A 19,470-nucleotide genomic window follows, 5' to 3' on the forward strand; every position below is an offset into this window, starting at 1 on the left:
AAAGCTGTTCGTTTAAAAATTTTCAAAAGAATTTTCGAAGATTTTCAAAGCACTATTTAATTATCAAGGTTCATGTTTTTCTGTTTTGTTGTCTCACTGACAACTCTGATAGAATATCATATCTTGTTATATTTTGTCAACAACTTTTTTAACTTTTTTTATAAGTTTTTATAAGCTGTGATACTTAACAAAACAATTTATCTTTCAGTCTGTGGCTGCTCTCGCAACCAGCTTGATTAGCATAGCATCAGAGCCATCGATTGTCAATACCCAATTTTACATTTATTTACAAATTTTTTATTCGCTCTTTATATGACTTTAAGCCTCATTCTTGTCATCCAATTCAAACCAGAATTCTACACCATTGTCGTAGTTGATCACGCCATACTGCTGATGCATGGACTCCATGATTGCTTTTACAATAGAAAGGCCTACTCCACTGCCTCCATACTCTCTGGTTCTTGCCTTGTCAACTTTATAGAATTTGTCCCAGATACGTCCCACATCTTCCTCTGGAATCGGTTTTCCGGTATTGAAGACACCAGCTCTCACATGTCCATCTTGTCTCTGGATCGTAATCTTGATAATTTTCTCCCCATCCACATGATTCAATGCATTACTGATATAGTTATTAAGTACCTGCTCCATCTTGAATTCATTTGCCCAGGCATAGACTGGCTCCTGCACATCATACACCAGCTTCACATCCTTCTGTTCAAAGAGCACCTGCATGGAACGAAGCATATTATGGATCATGGAAGCCAGATCAAACCGTTCCATAGTCACCACTTCATTGCCAAATTCCAGTTCATTGAGAGTCAGCAGATTCTTCACCAGCTTGTTCATCTTACCCGCTTCATCCATGATTACATCGCAATAGAACTCCCGACTCTCCGGATCGTCGTTGATACACTCTTTTAATCCTTCTGCATACCCTTGTACCAGTGCAATCGGTGTCTTCAATTCATGTGACACATTGGAGAGAAATTCTTTTCTCATCTCATCTCGCTTCTCTTTCTGCTCAATATCCCGCTGCAGTTCGTTATTGGCTGTCTTCAATTCTGAGATGGTCTTCTCCAGGGTCTCCGATAACTGATTCATATGATTTCCCAGAAAAATAATCTCAGAATCTCTTCCGCCTTCAAATTTCACATCAAAATCCAGATCACTCATACGTTCTGATAGCCGTGCCAGTTCCAGGATCGGTTCGGAAATACGTTTGGACACCCAATGGATGATAAATGCGCCAACCAGCAATACGATACTTCCCACATAGATGAGAAAACGGTTTGCCAAAGACACACTTTCCCTGATCGGTTCTACCGCTGTCCGGATAATAAAAGGTTCTCCGCCGCTTAACACACCTGCCATTTTCAGATATCCACCGTTTGGTGAATCCCTGTTCACACTCATCAGATACTGATCATTCTCTGCCAGAATAGATTTCTGATTCGGCCGTATTCCCAGCACATATTCATACAGATCCCGCTGTAGTTCCTCCGAATCATGAACAGATGTCAGCCTTGCCCGTCCATTTTGATCCATGACAAACAGACTGATATTATCGGTCTCACAGATTGTCCGAAGTCCAGCCAGAAATTTTTCGCCGCTCAGATTATCAGCCTTCGAAGCTTCATCCATATATTCATAAGCTTCTTTGATCGCCATGAGTTTGTTCTTTATATAGTAGTCCTGCAGGAAAAAAATATTTGCCACCCAGCAGGCCGCCAGTGCCACGATCAGGACTGCCGAGAAAATAATAGTCATTCGGGTTCCTATGGATCTCACTTTTTTCACTTTATTTTTCTGTCTTTGTTCTGTATGCATACTTCCATCTCCCGTACTGAAAAAAGGCAAAGCACCGAGGCGCTTTGCCTTTTACTGCTGTATTTTATTGTATCACATCACAGAAAAACGTCTATGCTTTTCACAGGAATTTCATATTCCTTCCTATGAAGAACAAAACTCATGATTATGAAGCAGTTCATGTTCTTTTCCTTTGAGGAATCCTTCGTACAGAGACATGATCATCGGGTTTTCATCACTCTTCTTGATCACTGCCACATTATCTGCCCGATAGATGCCTTCCGTTCTGGCTGCCTTGGTACGGTCGCCTGCCAGTCTCGGCTGGCCTCCACCCATAATACAGCCTCTGCGGCACGCCATTACTTCGATCAGATGGTAATTCTTCTCTCCGCTCTTCACCTGCTCCATAACTGCTCTTGCATTTGCCAGTCCACTGACAACGCAGATATTCAGGTCGATTCCCTCATAAGGAATGGAGAACTCTCTGATAAATCCACCGTCACGAACACCACACTCGGCAATAGCTTCCAGCGTTTCTTTGTCATGTCCTGGCACCAGCCGGCGGATCACCGCCTCGGTTACTCCACCAGTTACACCAAAGATCACACCTCCGCCGGAACCAAATCCAAACGGAATATCAGAAGACTCTGGCTCCAGTTCTGCAAATTCAATACCGGTCATGCGGATCATATCGATCAGCTCCGTGGTAGTAATTACATAATCTGTATCCTGTTCTCCATGTGTGAAACTGTTAGATCTCTTTGCCTCCATCTTCTTAGCTGTACACGGCATGAAAGAAACCATCACTGTCTTCTTGCCTTCCGGATTGTTTGCCGGATCGCGGAACCATTCTTTGGTCACTGCTGACATCATTCCCTGTGGAGAACGGCAGGTAGATACATGTTCCTTATATTCCGGGAACTGATCTCCCACAAATTTAACCCATGCCGGACAGCAGGAAGTCAGAAGCGGAAGCTTCTCGCCAGTTTTCAGGCGGTTCAGGAACTCCGCAGATTCCTCCATGATAGTCATATCGGCACTGAATGTAGTATCATATACTTCATCAAATCCAATACGGTGAAGCACATTGACGATCTTGCCCATGACACTCTTACCCTTTGGCAGACCAAAGGCGCTTCCTACTGCCACACGGACAGCCGGTGCCACCTGTGCGACAACTCTGACATCAGGATCAGCCAAAGCTTCCCATACTGCCTCTCTGTTGTGACGGATACTGATTGCTCCGGTCGGACAGAAGATCTGACACTGACCACAGTTTACGCAGTCTGTCGCAGCGATCTCTTTGTCAAATGCCGGCATAACCATAGCTTCTGAACCACGAAATGCAAAATCCAATGCGCCTACACCCTGCAGTTCGTTGCAGACACGAACGCAATTACCACAGAGAATACATTTATTCGGATCTCTGACGATAGACGGAGAACTGAAATCCAGTGGCTTCTGTTCTCTGTAATTGCTGTATCGTACAGAAGTCACGCCAAAACGGTGTGCCAGTGTCTGCAGATTACAGTCACCACTCTTAACACAGGTCGTACAGTCTCTGCAGTGAGATGCAAGCAGAAGCTCAATGATCAGTTTTCTGTATTTTTTTAATTTTCCGGTATTGGTGTAGATCACCATGCCGTCTCTTGGTTCTTCTGAGCAGGAAGCAAAAGTTCTTCCTCTGTCATCCTCTACCGTACACAGACGACAGGCTCCAAACGTGGACAATTCCGAGTGATAGCATAATGTTGGAATATCAATACCCGCTTTGCGGATAACAGTCAGGAGGTTCTTCTCATCGGTAAATTCTACTTTTCTTCCATCGATTGTAATTGTTCCCATATTCGTCCCCCCTATGCTTCAATATAGACAGCGTCAAATGCACAGTTATCCTTACATGCCGAACACTTGATGCACAGGCTCGGATCAATGTGGTAGCTCTCCTTACGCACACCTGTGATAGCTCCCACCGGACAGTTCTTTGCACACTTTCCACAGCCCTTACAGAACTCTGGGTTGATAATGAATCTGCGCATTGCCTGACAGACTTTTGCACGACACTTGTGGTCACGGATATGTTCCTCATACTCATCCCGGAAGGTCTTCAGAGTACTGAGCACCGGCAGCGGCGCACTCTTCCCAAGTCCGCACAGAGCCATGCTCTGAATCATTTTTGCCAGTTCCTCCAGACGGTCCAGATCTTCCATTTCACCTTCATCATTCACGATCCGCTCCAGGATCTCCAGCATTCTCTTGGTTCCTTCCCGACACGGAACACATTTTCCACAGGACTCTCTCTGGGTAAAGCTCATGAAGAAACGGGCAACCTCTACCATACAGGTATTGGTATCCATAACTACCATTCCACCGGATCCTACGATTGCATCGAATTTCTTTACAGAGTCAAAATCCAGAGGCTCATCCAGATGTTTCTCTGTCAGACATCCACCGGAAGGTCCACCGATCTGAACTGCTTTGAACTGAGCACCATTTTTGAGACCGCCACCAATATCAAAGATGATCTGGCGAAGGGTACTTCCCATCGGCACCTCGATCAGACCTGTATTTTCAATAGATCCAGTCAATGAGAAGGTCTTGGTTCCCGGGCTGCCCTCTGTACCGATGGTACGATACCAGTCTGCTCCTTGCAGAATGATTTTCGGCACATTGGCATAAGTCTCTACGTTATTTAATACGGTCGGCTTCTCCCACAGACCTTTTTCTACGGTTCTTGGCGGTTTCACACGCGGCATACCACGCTTGCCTTCAATAGAAGCAGTCAGTGCAGAACCTTCTCCACAGACAAATGCACCTGCTCCTCTGTTAATATGTAAGCGGAAAGAAAAATCTGTTCCCAGAATATGGTCTCCCAAGAGTCCTCTCTCTTCCAGCTGTGCAATAGCATGACGAAGTCTTGCTACAGACATCGGATATTCCGCACGTACATAAATATATCCCTCTGAAGATTCTACTGCGTAAGCGGCGATCATCATGCCTTCGATCAGTTTGAACGGATCGCCTTCCATAACGGAACCATCCATGAACGCTCCAGGGTCACCCTCATCACCATTACATACTACATAACGGGTCTTCTCAGCCTGACGTGCCACCTGTTTCCATTTCTTACCACAGGGGAATCCTCCGCCTCCACGTCCACGAAGTCCGGAACGGTCAACTTCATTGATCACATCCTCTTTGGACATCTCAAACATGGCTTTTGACAGTGCTTCAAAACCTCCTGCTGCAATATATTCATCCAACGACTCCGCATCCACACGACCACAGTTTTCCAGAACGATTCTGGTCTGCTTTGCCATAAACGGAATATCTTCCGGATGACGATAATGCACGTCTTTCTTTGAATAAAGAAGGCGTTCTACCACTTCTCCATGTAGAACAGTCTGTTCAAAAATCTCCTGGCAGTCCTCTTTCTGCACTTTTACGTACTGGATAGTCTCTCCGCCTCTCTGAATTCTGACCAGGGGTCCTAACTCACAGAAGCCCTGACATCCTGTCTTCTTTACCCCCACATGCTCTCCCTCATCATGTGGTGCAAAATCCAGACAGACATTTGGCGTATCTCTTACAAGTTCCAGAAATTCCTCATAAATCTTTGTTGAACCGGTTGCAATACAGCCGGTGCCGGAACAGACAAGAATGCGGCAGTCACAGTCTTCTATATGCGCTTTGGCCGCCGTCCGCACCTGCATTAAATCTTCTCTGTTTTTAATCATCAGCCAATACCTCTCAATTCTTCAATCACTGCCAGCGCTTTCTCCGGTGTCATGGAAGGATGCACCTCTTCATTGACCATCATGGTAGGCGCAAGTCCACAGGCACCCAGACAGGATACGGTCTCTACGGTGAACATCATGTCGTCAGTCGTATGCTTTTTCCTGCTCAATCCAAGTTCTTTCCAAAGTGCTTCCAACACCGGCATAGATTTACGTACATGACAGGCCGTTCCGTCACACACTTTGATCACATATTTTCCCTTGGCTTCAAAAGAAAAATTCTCATAGAAAGTAGCGACGCTGTAAGCTTTTGCCTCTGTGATTCCGATCTGTTCGGCTACATAAGTTAACAGTTCCCCCGGCAGGTAGCGGTACTCCGCCTGAATATCCTGCATAATTGGAATCAGCGAACCGGCTTTCTTGCCGTAGTGCTCGATGATCTCGTCTGTCTTACGATAATAAGACTGGTCCAGCATTCCTTATTCCTCCTTGTCCCATATATTTATTTTGTGCAGTTCGCACATAACCCTATGAATATATATTATCATTTTCTGGTATTATGCACAATATACGAAATAAACAGTTTTTTACTATGCATTTTGACAAATTCAGCAGTTAGTTTTTATAAATGTGCTTTATACAAACGATGTATCTTCTGTCTTTTGTATTACAAAAACTACTTGACATCGTACTTTCCATCCTCTATCATGTATCAAAGATGCAATTTCACTTTGGCGTAAGCTTTACATGTTTTCGGGCTTGTAAAGGTTTCGACGGGGGTTTTGAAGTTGTGGCAGCCATCCGAAGGCACCGCGTAAGGTGCAAATCTAAATATAAACGCTGAAGATAATTTAGCAATCGCTGCCTAATGGCAGCTGTCTGACTCAGAGCACCTACACTTTGTGACCCAGGCATCGACTATGTAGGAAACGACACACGCTAAGCTTTGCGCGTGTGGGCGTATCATGAAGCTACTAAAACTGTAAGCCTGTCATTTGGCGTGCAGCGGAGGGAATGTCAAACAAGTGACTGTGATGGGAGATACCGCAATGAATGGGCTTTCGGACGCGGGTTCGATTCCCGCCAGGTCCATATGGACGAGGAGTTCTGATTTTTAGAATCGGGGCTCTTTTTTTATAAACAAAACCTTACATCGTTGTCTCATTTTCACAAAATAAACATATTCCCTTGCTACAATAAAACAAAAAGACCGGGAGGAGTGTCTGTCATGGATAAACTGAAGATCCTTGTAGTTGATGATGAAAGTCGCATGCGCAAGCTGGTCAGAGACTTTCTTGTAAAACAGAATTTTGATGTACTGGAAGCCGGAGACGGTGAAGAAGCGGTGGACATTTTCTTCCGCGAAAAAGATATTGCACTGATCATTCTGGATGTAATGATGCCGAAGATGGACGGCTGGCAGGTATGCCGTGAGATCCGCGCCTATTCCAAGGTTCCGATCATCATGCTGACTGCTAAGAGTGATGAGCGAGATGAACTCCAGGGATTTGATCTTGGTGTAGACGAATACATTACCAAGCCGTTCAGTCCTAAGATTCTGGTTGCACGCGTGGAAGCGATCCTGCGCCGTTCCAATCTGCTCACCAATGAAGATATCATCTCTGCCGGCGGCATTGAACTGAATAAATCTGCTCATCAGGTGAAGATTGACGGCAAGGACATTGAACTGAGCTTCAAGGAATTCGAACTGTTGGCTTATTTTATGGAAAATCAGGGCATCGCTCTGTCCCGTGAAAAAATTCTTAATAATGTGTGGAATTATGATTATTTCGGTGATGCCAGAACCATTGACACCCATGTAAAGAAACTGAGAAGCAAACTGGGTGAAAAAGGAGAACTTATCAAAACCATCTGGGGAATGGGATATAAGTTTGAGCCATAAAATGCGATACTTGTAAACTTGTAACAGCCCGGGGTGACAGCATAAAAGCTCGTATGACGTGTATCGGACAACGCAATCTCTGTGCATCGGCTGAATACGTACACTTTCAGTGTACGCACCAGCCGATACACGGAGCTCACGTATGTTCGCTCCAAGTCATACAGCGCAGTTTATTGCTGTCACCCTGGGCTGTTGTAGGTTATAAAAGTATATTTTTTATTTGCTTCTTCTTTAGAAGTGAAGATTTCTATTTCTTCACAGACTTTTAATTCAGATTTCCAGTTCTTGCAATTTTCCAAAAATTCTTTAAGATCAGCAGCAATCAGATAAGTTTTTCTGTCTTTGTCGATATAGCAGATCGGCAAATCACTTTCTATATCTGTCGTTCCACCAACGGTTCCGATATAACCATCATCACTGTCCCAAGCCATAATATCGATCCATGGAACGGTAAAAAAATCTATATTCACCATCCTGTCATCAAAAATGAAATGAATGTCATACTCATCTGCATATCTCTGATATTCCTCATCTCTGTCTTCCACCGGCATGGAATATGCCGTTGTTCCCACCGGGACGACCTCTTTTCCTGATACAAAAACCCCAATACAAGCTCCATCCACCTGACTCATGTCTACATAAACTCTCTCCATATTGCTCCCCATAAACACCAGCTTACTAACTCAAATATAGATGAATTTGTCGCTTTTGTAAACTTCCAACAGTTCCTCAAAAATCTTAACAACTATGCATCTGAATAAGTTTCATCAGAATCTGCAACAGCTCCGGACGGCAACATAAAAGTTTTCAAAACCTGAATCAGCCCATGCTGATAGATTTCTACAAACTTTTATGCTGTCGTCCGGAGCTGTTTACAGTATTATTTATTCCTGCGTCGGCTCCTGTGCATTCAAAATCTGCATAAATTCATCACCGGTAATGGTCTCTTTTTCATACAGATATTTTGCCAGTTCGTGGAGCTTCTGCTTATTATTTTTCAGAAGATCCATAGCTTTCTCATATTCTTTCTTCAAAAGCGTTTTTGCTTTTTCATCAACGATTGCTGCGGTCTCAGCGGCACAGGCAAGGGAAGTGTCTCCGCCCAGGTACTGACCATTGACAGTCTCCAGTGCCATCATACCAAACTCATCACTCATACCGTAACGTGTGATCATGGCACGGGCGAGCTTGGTCATCTGCTCAATATCATTGGAAGCACCCGTGGTAATAGAACCAAAGATCAACTCTTCTGCTGCACGGCCTCCCGCATAGGTTGCAATCTTATTTTCCAGTTCTTCTTTGCTGAGCAGATACTGATCCCGTTCCTCCACCTGCATGGTATAGCCAAGTGCTCCAGAAGTTCTCGGAATGATCGTGATCTTGGTGACCGGTGCAGAATGACTCTGCAGGGCTGCCACCAGCGCATGACCCGTCTCATGGTATGCTACGATCAGTTTTTCCTTATCAGAAAGAACAGCATTTTTCTTCTGATATCCAGCAATAACTACTTCGATACTCTCTTCCAGATCTTCCTGGATCACATACGTACGACCATTTCGGACTGCACGGAGAGCTGCCTCATTTACCATATTTGCCAGCTCTGCACCAGACGCACCTGCAGCGGCTCTTGCGATAGCATGGAAATCTACGTTATCTCCCAGCTTCACTTTCTTTGCATGTACTTTTAAAATGGCTTCGCGGCCTTCCAGATCCGGCAGTTCCACCGGGATTCGTCTGTCAAAGCGACCCGGCCGAAGCAGTGCAGGATCCAGAGTCTCCGGACGGTTAGTTGCTGCCAGGATCACGACACCCTTGGAGCCATCAAATCCATCCATCTCTGTCAGAAGCTGGTTCAGGGTCTGCTCCCGTTCATCGTTGCCGCCCACACCGGCACTGTCTCTCTTCTTACCAATGGTATCGATCTCATCAATAAATACGATACAAGGTGCTTTTTCATTTGCCTGCTTGAACAGATCACGGACCTTGGCAGCTCCCATGCCGACAAACATTTCCACAAATTCCGAACCGGAAATGGAGAAAAACGGTACTTCTGCCTCACCGGCAACAGCTTTAGCCAACAATGTCTTACCAGTTCCAGGAGGGCCTACAAGCAGGGCTCCTTTTGGCATGGTTGCACCAATTGCCTGATATTTCCCCGGATTATGGAGGAAATCAACGATCTCCTGCAGCTGCTCCTTTGCCTCATCCTCACCAGCCACATCATGGAATTTGATTCCCGTCTCGCTGGCCACATAAACCTTGGCATTACTCTTACCAAACTGCATGGCATTTCCAAGACCGCCGCCACCCATCTTTTTCATCAGCATCCGGGACAGCATCTGCCCGATTGCCACAAAGACAGCGATCTGCAGGACAAACAAAATAAACTGACTTACCCAGGAATCTTTTTCATCCTGTATTTTTCCAAATTTACATCCGGAATTATAGAGTCGATCTACCAGATCCGGATCATTAAACACAACCGTGGAATAAGCCTGCTGCTTTTCTGCCTTATCAGTGAAATAAATCACATCATCTTCCACCTGAGCAGTATCCACTTCTTTGTCATTCAACATGGTCAGGAAAGTTCCGTAATCCACTTCCTTAATCTGTGTCTTTAATAATGACGGAACTACGATTGTATTTAGCAGCACCATCACAAGAAGGACAACACAATAATAGAAAATCAACGGTTTCTTTGGTTTCTTCACCTGTTGCATCTCGTCACACTCCTCTTTTTTCAGTCTTACCAACAGTTGCCATTATGATACGACAACATAAATTAAATGTAAACCCTGGGAAATATTCAGATTTCGCATAGATTTTCACTTTTCTTTTCTCTTAGTAAATAGTACAATAATCATAATTATTTTAAGACATAGGTCACTTGTCTTTATATCGGAAAGGGGTTAAAATCATGGAATTTTTTGAAAAAGTAAACGAACTGGCAAAAGCTGCCGCTGATAAGACTGCTGAAGTGGTAGAAGATACCCGCCTGAAAGCACAGATTTTGAACGATGAGAAATCCATCCGTGAGCTGGAAACCAAGATCGGCGCCTGGTACTACGAGCAGTTTTCCGCAGGTCTTCCTGTAGCTGAGGAAGTCAGCGAATGGTGTACCGCCATCTCTGTCCATAAGGCAAATATCGAAGAGAAAAAAGAGGCGCTGAAACATACTTCCGCGAAAGATGCTGAGGTGGCAGATGATGTCGCAGAACCGGAAGAGGATCCTTTTGAGTAATTTTATGTATATGTAAAACAAGGGGCTGCTGCACATGCAGCATCCCCTTGTTCAACCATTTTATTCCACCACAATATCTGCAAATTCTGCATTTGCCGCTTTCCGAAGATCCTCCGGCTTTAATTCCAGCTGAGTTCCCAGATGTCCGCCACTGACCACCATGGTCTGCAGATTCTGTGCACTGGCATCGATACGGGTCACGTACTGCTTTTTCATACCAACTGCCGTACAGCCGCCTCTCACATAGCCGGTCACCGTGTTAATGTCCTTCACATGCAGCATGGCAAGGGATTTCTCTCCCACCTCACGGGCTGCTTTTTTCAGATCCAGTTCTCCTTCGATTGGAAGTACAAACACAAAATAATTCTTACTGTTTCCCACCGTCACCAATGTCTTGTATACTTTCTCATGGGGCAGACCCAGCTTGTCTGCGATCTGTATCCCGTCAATAAATTCACCACACTCATAAGTCATCGCCTCATATGGAATCTTCATACGGTCCAGCATACGCATGGCATTCGTCTTGATTTCTTTCTGTTTTGCCATCTTTTTCATCTCCTGCTTCTTCTGTCGGCTCTCTTGTCCCTTATGGCTTTCGCCGACCTTCGCGCCTCATCATAGCACATATTTTTTCAAAAATCCATACAATAATCATATATCGATCAGGCAGGGAGGTATCTCTATGGACACACTGCTTTCCGTCAGTCATGTCTCGTATTCCTACCACACATTGTCGGGTGAGACCCCGGCACTGTCAGATATTACCTTCTCTGTAAAAGAAGGGGAATTCCTATCCATTGTTGGTCCCAGCGGCTGTGGTAAATCCACGCTGCTTTCACTGTTGGCCTCATTGATGGAACCGGAATCAGGTACGATCATTCTTCGAGGGAAGCCTCTGGCTCCTCACACCGCCAATATCGGATATATGCTGCAAAAAGATCATCTCTTTGAATGGCGCACCGTCTACCGGAATATTGTGCTCGGTCTGGAGATTCAGAAAAAAATGACTCCTGCGTACCTTCATCATGTGAATCAGCTGATGGAGGCTTATGGGCTGTGGGCATTTCGTAATTCCAGACCTTCTGAACTGTCCGGCGGCATGCGGCAGCGGGCAGCCTTGATCCGTACACTGGCCCTCGACCCGGAGCTATTACTTCTGGATGAACCATTTTCTGCTCTGGACTATCAGACCCGTCTGACAGTCTGTGATGATGTGCGGCAGATCATCCGTCAGGAAAAGAAAACAGCCATTCTTGTGACCCATGATCTCTCTGAAGCCATCAGCATGGCTGACCGGGTGCTGGTCTTAAGCAGACGCCCTGCGACGATCCATCTGGATCTTCCGACCATCTTCGAAGATCAGACTCTGTCTCCTATGAACCGGCGGCAGGCACCAGAATTTCAGGGGTATTTCAATCAAATATGGAAGGAGCTGAATCACCATGAATGAAACAAGTTCCCTTCAGTCTGCCTTCTTAAAGAAGCACCGGCAGCACCATCATCTGGTACTGTTCTTACGGATTCTCGGATGTATTCTCTTTCTGGGGCTCTGGGAGATCAGCACCCGTCTGTCCTGGATCGACTCCTTCATCTTCAGCAGTCCTTCCGGAATCCTTAAGACTTTAGCTGTCATGAGTGGGGATGGATCCCTCTTTCTCCACACAAAAGTCACCTTATATGAGACATTGGTCAGTTTTCTGCTTGTCATCGGCATCAGTTTTCTGACTGCCACTCTTCTGTGGATCTTTCCAACTGTCTCCGAGATACTGGAACCCTGGCTGGTCGTCCTCAACAGTCTTCCAAAATCTGCACTGGCCCCTCTTCTGATCGTATGGTTAGGAAGCGGTTCCCGCACTATTATCGTTGCAGGCATGTCCGTGGCCATCTTTGGCAGCATTATCAGCATGTATACTGCATTTCGGGAGACTGACAGCGAAAAGATCAAGCTCATCCATACTCTTGGAGGTGGTAAACGAGAAGCTCTGTGCTATGTGATCTTCCCTTCCAGCCTGCCTTCCGTGATCAGCATTCTCAAAGTCAATATCGGTCTCTGCCTGGTCGGTGTGATCATCGGAGAATTTCTCGCTGCCAGAGAAGGTCTCGGGTATCTGATCATCTATGCCAGCCAGATCTTCAAGCTGAACTATCTGATCGCCGCTCTCATGGTGCTGTGTCTGATCGCCCTGATCCTCTACACCGTTATTCAAAAATTTGAGCACCAGATCAAGAGAAGCCGGTCCTGAACGAACCGGCTTCTCTTTCTATTCTTCATCATATTTTGTGACCTGTACACGAATTTTTTCAAACAGCTTTTATTCCAGTCCCGCTTTTTCATCGCGCACTCTCTACAGCCTTCACAATGGCCCGCTCCATCACATGGGCTGCCAGTGTTCCGGTCACATTGATATCTGCTTTCACATCACCAATAGATGCGGCATAGATACTGTCTCCATCTGCCATAGTTCCCACCGGATTAATACAGCGGGCATAGGCATTTCTTGTCATGGATGCGATCTTGTTCATCTGTGCTTTGTTGAACTGGCCATTGGTGATCACTGCACCAATGGTGGTATTTCCCGTAAACAGGTTCTGCGGACAGCCAAGCTTCCACAATTCCTCGCAGCTGTCACCGAATGCTGTTCTGCCTTCATTCATAAGACCTGCCATCTTCGCTCCATTTGCAGGATCAAAAATATCTCCCAGGGCATTGACCACAACGACTGCTGCCACCTGAAGTTCTCCTAATGCCATGGCATAACATCCAATTCCGGTCTTGGAAGCGCGTTCCATACCGCACAGCTTTCCAACAGTCGCACCCGTTCCAGCTCCCACATTTCCCATTGCGGTGGTTGGATGCTCCAGTGCCTGCAGGCAGGCTTCATATCCCATCTTCGCATCCGGGCGGATCGTAGCACTTCCCAGTCCCAGATCAAAGATACAGGACTGACATACCAGCGGAACCTTCGCAAATCCCGTCTCAAATCCAATACCATGGTCTTCCAGACAACGCATGACTCCATCGGATGCTGCCAGTCCATAAGCGGATCCGCCAGACAGTACGATAGCATTCAGCGGATTGTCCGCTGTCACCGGCGAGGTAAGCGGTGTCTCTCTGGAAGCCGGGCCTCCACCGCTTATATCACAGCCTGTCACTGCTCCTCTGTCTTTGTCAAACAGAAGCACCGTCACACCGGTCTTCGCCTCCTGATCCTGTGCGTGTCCCATGGACAGTCCCTTTATCTCCGTGATCGGTATCTCATGAATCAATGCCATGTTCTCTCTCCTCTATGCTCTGTGCAGTGCTGCACCCAGTGTTCTTGAGATCGCACCTGCAAGAACGAAGCACACAACTGCCTCGATCAATCCCTGAACGCCCACGAAGGCTACAACAAAGGTAAACGGATTGCTCACACCAAGAGCAGATACAAATCCCTGAATATATTCGGTGTTATAAAATACTACTACCAGACTGGTCATAAAAAATAGAGTATTCAGAAGCGGACAGGAAAGACTTGCCACCAGATAAGCTCCGTTTTTCATAGATTTTTTCAATGCCTGAAAAATCAGTCCACAGAGCAGTCCTTCCAGAAGTCTTGGTACGATACACACAAATGCAGTTCCCAGCGGATTGATGGAAAACAGCATCGTTCCAAATGCACCCATTCCAAAACACTGCATAAAGCTGGTGATTCCAAATGCAAGTCCACAGATTGCTCCGCCCTTTGGTCCTAAGATAATAGCTCCTACAGCTACCGGTACGGTCAGGAATGTGATGGAAAGTCCCATGGTCTGAAAATATCCCAGCGGGGTAAATGCCATAACGAAGATAATGGCTACCATCAGGGCCAGTTCTACCATAAATTTGGTACGTGCTGCGTGTTGATTGTTCATAATAAGTTTTCTCCTCTTCTTCTCCGATGAAACGGCGTATCAATACGTCCCCTGTCTCTCGGAATATAAAATATGGTCAGCAATATAAAAAATTTCTGCTGCCTGTTGGGGATGTATGAACGTAATAACGGGAAAAACACACAAAAAGAAACTGTCAGTGGGACAGTCTGAGATACATGGCAAATTTTCGCGAACAGTTGCCGCCAGCTCCGGTCAGCACTCTTCTTCTTTGCTTTGTATATAAATAAATGAATGATGCGTTTTCACTCAGGAATAACGTTCTTTTCTACTATACCATTTTTTTCAGAAATCGCAAGAGAAAATTTCAGATTGCTATTCGTTTCAGTTTTTGTTATGATGAACCGGAAGACATACTTTAGGAGGTATTATCATGGAGAAAATTGCAAGTTTTACCGTTGACCATATCCGCCTGATCCCGGGAGTCTATGTATCCCGCAAGGATTCTGTGGGCGATTCTGTTGTAACCACATTTGACCTTCGTATGACCAGCCCCAACGATGAACCAGTCCTGAACACAGCTGAAGTTCATGCTATTGAGCATCTGGGTGCAACATTTCTCAGAAATCATCCGGTCTATGCGTCCAAGGTCGTATATTTCGGACCTATGGGATGCCGTACCGGCTTCTACCTGATCCTGGCTGGAGATTATGAATCCTCCGACATTGTAAATCTGATGATCGAGATGTATGAGTTCATCCGCGACTTTGAAGGCGAGATTCCTGGTGCCTGCGCAAAAGACTGCGGAAACTATCTGGATATGAACCTGCCTATGGCAAAATATGCTGCCCGCAAATATCTGGATGAAGTTCTTTATGATATTACTGAGGATCGTCTGAACTATCCAGACTAAATATTATAACTGCCTGTCCACTGTCAGGCACACACTAAGATGCCGCAAGACCATCTTCTGATGGATCCTGCGGCATCTTTTTTCTCTTTTCTCTTTTCTCTTTCCTATCGAAAACTCTTTACCCAGTTGATCAGGGAATTGTGATACACATTTTCCATCACATCCCGGCGCATCTGATCGGTGATAGGACCGTTTTTGGCCATTTTGTCGAGAATTGCCTGCTGCAGTTCCTCGATAGTCATCTCTTCGTAGGCTTTGTTGGTCGGAACTTCGATCTTATGCTCCGGTGCTGTCACCTTCGCTGCCTGCCCGGACGACTCCAGCCTTAGTTCCTTTGTCTGTACATTCTCCGGCTCAGTCACGGGCATCGCTACCTCAACTTTAACTGCTTTGAATTTCACCGGCTCTATCGGCGTATGCTCCGGTTCTTCTGCTCCACCTTCTTCCGGAATCCAGATTTCTCCACTGTTTGGCTGTAAGGTTACATTGATCTGACCCTGTTCCACCGGAACTTTCATTCCGCTCAGTGCTCCCACATAAGCTCCGCCATTTCCGGCTGCCACATGGATCTGTGCCAGATTCTCATCATTATTGACCGTCACTACCACAGATGTTCCATTCAGATCTCTGGAAAATGCATACTGACGATTGGTCAGCAAAAGTTCTTTATAATCGCCCAGACTTAATGCTTTCGTCTGCTGACGAATCTTCCCTAATGCGGTGATCAGTCTGGTACACGGATTTTCCGTGGCTGCATTTTTGTAATCAGCCAGCTGCAATGCAGGGCGCAGAGAATCGTCACTGTAGCGCTCCTTCTTTCCTTCTATGCCAAATTCCGATCCATAATAAATGGAAGGGATCCCCGGCAGGGTATACAACAACACATGTACCGGGAAGAACTGTGCCTTATTCTGCAATTTTGTATAGATCCGTTCCACATCGTGGTTGTCCACAAAATTATAGAGCTTCAGTCCATCTGGCCGGTTGCCTCCCATCTCATAGAGGCGGCGGACCGTATGTGCAATTTCAAAATAGTTGTGATCGTTGTGCCCGGAGTACAGTGCTTTGTGCAATTGATAGTTGGTCACAGAATGAAGAGTTCCTTCATTTACCCAACGGGTATAATCCCCATGGATCACCTCGCCCATGAGCCAGAACTCCGGCTTCACTTCATTTGCCGTCTGACGCAGGGCTTTCATAAAATCAAAATCCAGTACATCCGCTGCATCCAGACGGATCCCATCAATATCAAACTCACTGACCCAGAAGCGGATCACGTCACAGATATAATCTTTGACTGCTGGATTTCGCTGATTCAGCTTTACCAGCAGATTGTAGCCACCCCAGTTATCATAGGAAAATCCATCGTTATATTCATTATTTCCATAGAAATTCACATTACAGTACCAGTCGCGGTACGGAGACTGCTCCCGGTTCTTCTGAATATCCTTAAATGCGAAAAAATCTCTTCCTGTATGATTGAACACACCATCGAAAATCACTCGGATTCCCTGCGCATGACATTCTGTCACAAATGCTTTCAGGTCTTCATTGGTTCCCAGACGGCTGTCCAGCTTCTTATAGTCTGTCGTCTCATAACCGTGACCCACGGATTCACATAGAGGACCAATATACAGAGCTGTACATCCTATGTTTCTGATATGTTCGATCCATGGGATCAACGTATTTAACCGATGTACCGGTTCCCCATAAGAATTTTCCTTTGGAGCCCCCGTAAGTCCCAGGGGATAAATGTGATAAAATATTGCCTCGTCATACCAAGCCATTCTTGTATTCCTCCCAAAAGAATCAATCTTTTGATTCGATCATAATAAAAATGCCCTGCTTCAGGCTGATCCTTGCTTCATCAGCAGCGATCTCATTGGACACGCCAAAACCACCGCTTCCCTGTACGGTAAAATGCTGATTCTGTACTGGATATTTCAGTCCCTCTAGCGTAACCCCATTCACATCAGTAGTAAATGGAATCAGGGATACATATTTTCCATATTGTTCTGCCTTTTTGATCCGGTATTCTCCCTGGATCAGACGGATGCGATTATGCTCATCCAGGATCTCACAGTCCACTCCTTTTTCCAGCGCCAGGTACAGGCTCTGAATATTTCCCAGCACATGATCCAGTCTGGTTCCTGTTCCTCCAAGAATCGTAACATGATCACTTCCAAGGGAAAGTGCCAGCTCCACGGCGATCTGTGTGTCTGTGGCATCTTTTACCGGATTGTATTCCCGGATCTCGATCTGTGTATTCTTCTTATACCATGTAAGAATTTCCGGGGATAAAGTATCAAAATCCCCAACGATCCGTGTAGGGACGATCTTATGGTCATAACAGAACTTCAATCCACCATCCACGCCGATGATATGATCAAATCTTTTTATTTTCAAAAGACCGAGGGCAAGATCGATCCCGATATTGCCCCCGCTGATAATCAGTGTATCCATTTATGCCTGCCTCTTCTTAAGAATCTCCATGAAATCTCTGGTATTTTTCTCGATGTCATCTTTGAAGATGGCACTTCCTGCCACGATCACATTGGCTCCTGCATCCAGAACCATTTCCAGATTATCCTTTTTGATACCACCATCAACTTCAATATCTGTGGTCAGTCCTCTGTCATTCAGCATCTTACGCAATGCACGGATCTTATCTGTGGATTCAGGAATATATGCCTGTCCGCCAAATCCCGGTTCTACCGTCATCAGAAGTATCATATCTACCTTATCCAGCAACGGTTCCAGAACACTGAGCGGAGTCTTTGGTTTAATGGTAACACCTACTTTTACACCTTTCTCTCTGATCATCTGGATGGTCTTCTCCACATCCTTACATGCTTCATAATGAACCGTGATAATATCAGCACCGCTCTTTACAAATTCATCAATATAGCGGTCTGGATCCTCAATCATCAGATGTACATCCAGAACCAGATCCGTGATCTTACGGACAGACTTCAGAACCGGCATACCAAAAGAAATGCTCGGAACAAACATGCCATCCATAACATCATAGTGCAGATACTGGGTTCCACCCTTCTCCGTTGCTGCAATATCGTCTCCCAGATGTGCAAAATCTGCGGATAAAATTGATGGTGATAAATAGTACTTCATATCAGGAATACCTCCGTCTTTCTCTCTCTTTTAATTCTCTGAAAAAACTGATGTAGCTTTCGTAACGTTCTTTACTGATCTTCCCGTCTTCTACAGCTTCTTTTACTGCACAGCCAGGTTCCCTGTCATGAATACAGCCTTGAAACTTGCAGCTGCCCTCATAGGGATCAAATTCCGGAAAGCAGAACCGCAGTTCTTCTTTCTCCATAGCTTCCGGCTCCAGTGCAGTGAAGCCCGGAGTATCCAGAATGTAACTGCCTTTCTCAAGCCGAAACAGTTCGCTGTGACGGGTAGTATGTTTTCCTCGATCCGCTTTTTCGCTGATCTTTCCGGTCTCCATCTCTGCTTCCGGCACCAGATGATTGATCAGTGTAGATTTTCCCACACCAGAAGGACCTGCCACAGTTGTCATATGTCCTCTTAAACAATCTCTGACCGCGTCTGTTCCTTCTCCTTTTTTTGCACTGATAAACAGAAGCTTACTTCCACAATCCCGGTAGATTTGCCGAAAATGCTCCCTTTCTTCTTCTGACACCATATCGCTTTTATTAAAACAGATAATCGTCGGAATCTCTTTCTGTTTCATCATGATCAGAAAGCGATCCAGAAGCGGCAAGTTCGGAGTCGGTCTTGACAGTGCAAAGATCACCAGTGCCTGATCCACATTGGCTACTGCCGGTCGGATCAGTTCACTTTTTCTTGGCAAAATGGAAATCACGCTGCCCTCTTTTTCTTCCTGGCTTAATACTTCCAGCTCCACCAGATCTCCAACCAGAGGCTTTACCTTCTGGTTTCGAAAAATTCCTTTGGCGCGGCACTCAAAGATACCGTCCTCTGTATCTACATAATAGAATCCTGCAATTCCTTTGACAATTCTTCCCTGCATAAGCTG

Annotated in this window: 18 protein-coding genes and 1 other RNA gene; 6 read left to right on the forward strand and 13 right to left on the reverse strand. The window is 45.6% G+C overall.

The window, feature by feature from the left end:
* Window positions 1-318: 318 nt before the first annotated feature.
* The 4 genes from WMO62_RS05125 to WMO62_RS05140 form a co-directional block, all read right to left on the reverse strand.
* Window positions 319-1,827 (reverse strand): sensor histidine kinase, encoded by a 1,509-nt coding sequence (locus WMO62_RS05125; protein WP_118440768.1) that lies wholly within the window; start codon window positions 1,825-1,827, stop codon window positions 319-321.
* A gap of 123 nt (window positions 1,828-1,950) precedes the next feature.
* Window positions 1,951-3,651 carry a [FeFe] hydrogenase, group A gene (locus WMO62_RS05130; protein WP_349144033.1) on the reverse strand — a complete coding sequence of 567 codons (1,701 nt, stop codon included), beginning with the start codon at window positions 3,649-3,651 and terminating at the stop codon, window positions 1,951-1,953.
* An 11-nt stretch (window positions 3,652-3,662) separates the two neighbouring features.
* A complete protein-coding gene (locus tag WMO62_RS05135; protein ID WP_349144058.1) occupies window positions 3,663-5,546 on the reverse strand; it encodes an NADH-ubiquinone oxidoreductase-F iron-sulfur binding region domain-containing protein in 1,884 nt (627 codons plus the stop codon).
* Window positions 5,543-6,019 (reverse strand): complex I 24 kDa subunit family protein, encoded by a 477-nt coding sequence (locus WMO62_RS05140; RefSeq protein ID WP_117496800.1) that lies wholly within the window; start codon window positions 6,017-6,019, stop codon window positions 5,543-5,545. Before WMO62_RS05140 ends, WMO62_RS05135 begins: the two co-directional genes overlap by 4 nt.
* A gap of 279 nt (window positions 6,020-6,298) precedes the next feature.
* Here WMO62_RS05140 and ssrA point away from each other — a divergent pair.
* Both ssrA and WMO62_RS05150 read left to right on the forward strand, forming a co-directional pair.
* Window positions 6,299-6,638, forward strand: a transfer-messenger RNA (tmRNA) gene (gene ssrA, locus WMO62_RS05145).
* 133 nt (window positions 6,639-6,771) lie between these two features.
* Window positions 6,772-7,446, forward strand: coding sequence for a response regulator transcription factor (locus WMO62_RS05150; RefSeq protein ID WP_117496799.1), 675 nt, complete (start codon window positions 6,772-6,774; stop codon window positions 7,444-7,446).
* A 179-nt stretch (window positions 7,447-7,625) separates the two neighbouring features.
* On the opposite strand, the gene WMO62_RS05155 is transcribed toward WMO62_RS05150, so the two are convergent.
* Together WMO62_RS05155 and ftsH are read right to left on the reverse strand one after the other, a co-directional pair.
* Window positions 7,626-8,099: a hypothetical protein gene (locus WMO62_RS05155; protein ID WP_349144034.1), complete on the reverse strand. Its 474-nt coding sequence runs from the start codon at window positions 8,097-8,099 to the stop codon at window positions 7,626-7,628.
* 231 nt (window positions 8,100-8,330) lie between these two features.
* Window positions 8,331-10,166 (reverse strand): ATP-dependent zinc metalloprotease FtsH, encoded by a 1,836-nt coding sequence (ftsH, locus tag WMO62_RS05160; protein ID WP_117496797.1) that lies wholly within the window; start codon window positions 10,164-10,166, stop codon window positions 8,331-8,333.
* 197 nt (window positions 10,167-10,363) lie between these two features.
* On the opposite strand from ftsH, the gene WMO62_RS05165 reads away from it, so the two are divergent.
* Window positions 10,364-10,687, forward strand: coding sequence for a hypothetical protein (locus tag WMO62_RS05165; RefSeq protein WP_349144035.1), 324 nt, complete (start codon window positions 10,364-10,366; stop codon window positions 10,685-10,687).
* A gap of 60 nt (window positions 10,688-10,747) precedes the next feature.
* Here the strand turns inward: WMO62_RS05165 and ybaK are convergent, their stop codons facing one another.
* A complete protein-coding gene (gene ybaK / locus WMO62_RS05170; protein WP_349144036.1) occupies window positions 10,748-11,233 on the reverse strand; it encodes a Cys-tRNA(Pro) deacylase in 486 nt (161 codons plus the stop codon).
* Window positions 11,234-11,369: 136 nt separating this feature from the next.
* Between ybaK and WMO62_RS05175 the strand changes: the two genes are divergently transcribed.
* The gene (locus WMO62_RS05175; protein WP_349144037.1) at window positions 11,370-12,137 is read left to right on the forward strand and encodes an ABC transporter ATP-binding protein; all 768 of its coding nucleotides are present in this window, start codon (window positions 11,370-11,372) and stop codon (window positions 12,135-12,137) included.
* Window positions 12,130-12,930 carry an ABC transporter permease gene (locus tag WMO62_RS05180; RefSeq protein ID WP_349144038.1) on the forward strand — a complete coding sequence of 267 codons (801 nt, stop codon included), beginning with the start codon at window positions 12,130-12,132 and terminating at the stop codon, window positions 12,928-12,930. Before WMO62_RS05175 ends, WMO62_RS05180 begins: the two co-directional genes overlap by 8 nt.
* A gap of 88 nt (window positions 12,931-13,018) precedes the next feature.
* On the opposite strand, the gene WMO62_RS05185 is transcribed toward WMO62_RS05180, so the two are convergent.
* Both WMO62_RS05185 and WMO62_RS05190 read right to left on the reverse strand, forming a co-directional pair.
* Window positions 13,019-13,960, reverse strand: coding sequence for a P1 family peptidase (locus WMO62_RS05185; RefSeq protein ID WP_349144039.1), 942 nt, complete (start codon window positions 13,958-13,960; stop codon window positions 13,019-13,021).
* 12 nt (window positions 13,961-13,972) lie between these two features.
* Entirely contained in the window at window positions 13,973-14,578 is a 606-nt protein-coding gene (locus WMO62_RS05190; RefSeq protein ID WP_178755291.1) for an ECF transporter S component, read from the reverse strand.
* Window positions 14,579-14,969: 391 nt separating this feature from the next.
* Between WMO62_RS05190 and WMO62_RS05195 the strand changes: the two genes are divergently transcribed.
* Window positions 14,970-15,449, forward strand: coding sequence for an S-ribosylhomocysteine lyase (locus WMO62_RS05195; protein WP_117496790.1), 480 nt, complete (start codon window positions 14,970-14,972; stop codon window positions 15,447-15,449).
* Window positions 15,450-15,553: 104 nt separating this feature from the next.
* On the opposite strand, the gene WMO62_RS05200 is transcribed toward WMO62_RS05195, so the two are convergent.
* From WMO62_RS05200 to rsgA, 4 genes are read right to left on the reverse strand one after another with little or no spacing between them, the layout of a single operon-like run.
* Window positions 15,554-17,236 carry an alpha-amylase family glycosyl hydrolase gene (locus WMO62_RS05200; protein WP_349144040.1) on the reverse strand — a complete coding sequence of 561 codons (1,683 nt, stop codon included), beginning with the start codon at window positions 17,234-17,236 and terminating at the stop codon, window positions 15,554-15,556.
* A 22-nt stretch (window positions 17,237-17,258) separates the two neighbouring features.
* On the reverse strand, window positions 17,259-17,912 hold the full coding sequence (locus WMO62_RS05205; RefSeq protein WP_349144041.1) for a thiamine diphosphokinase: 654 nt from the start codon (window positions 17,910-17,912) through the stop codon (window positions 17,259-17,261).
* Window positions 17,913-18,578 carry a ribulose-phosphate 3-epimerase gene (gene rpe, locus WMO62_RS05210; protein ID WP_117496787.1) on the reverse strand — a complete coding sequence of 222 codons (666 nt, stop codon included), beginning with the start codon at window positions 18,576-18,578 and terminating at the stop codon, window positions 17,913-17,915.
* A gap of 1 nt (window position 18,579) precedes the next feature.
* Window positions 18,580-19,464 (reverse strand): ribosome small subunit-dependent GTPase A, encoded by an 885-nt coding sequence (gene rsgA / locus WMO62_RS05215; protein ID WP_349144042.1) that lies wholly within the window; start codon window positions 19,462-19,464, stop codon window positions 18,580-18,582.
* Window positions 19,465-19,470: the final 6 nt, after the last annotated feature.

It is taken from the genome of Hominiventricola aquisgranensis, assembly GCF_040096225.1.
Classification (GTDB): domain Bacteria; phylum Bacillota; class Clostridia; order Lachnospirales; family Lachnospiraceae; genus Hominiventricola; species Hominiventricola aquisgranensis.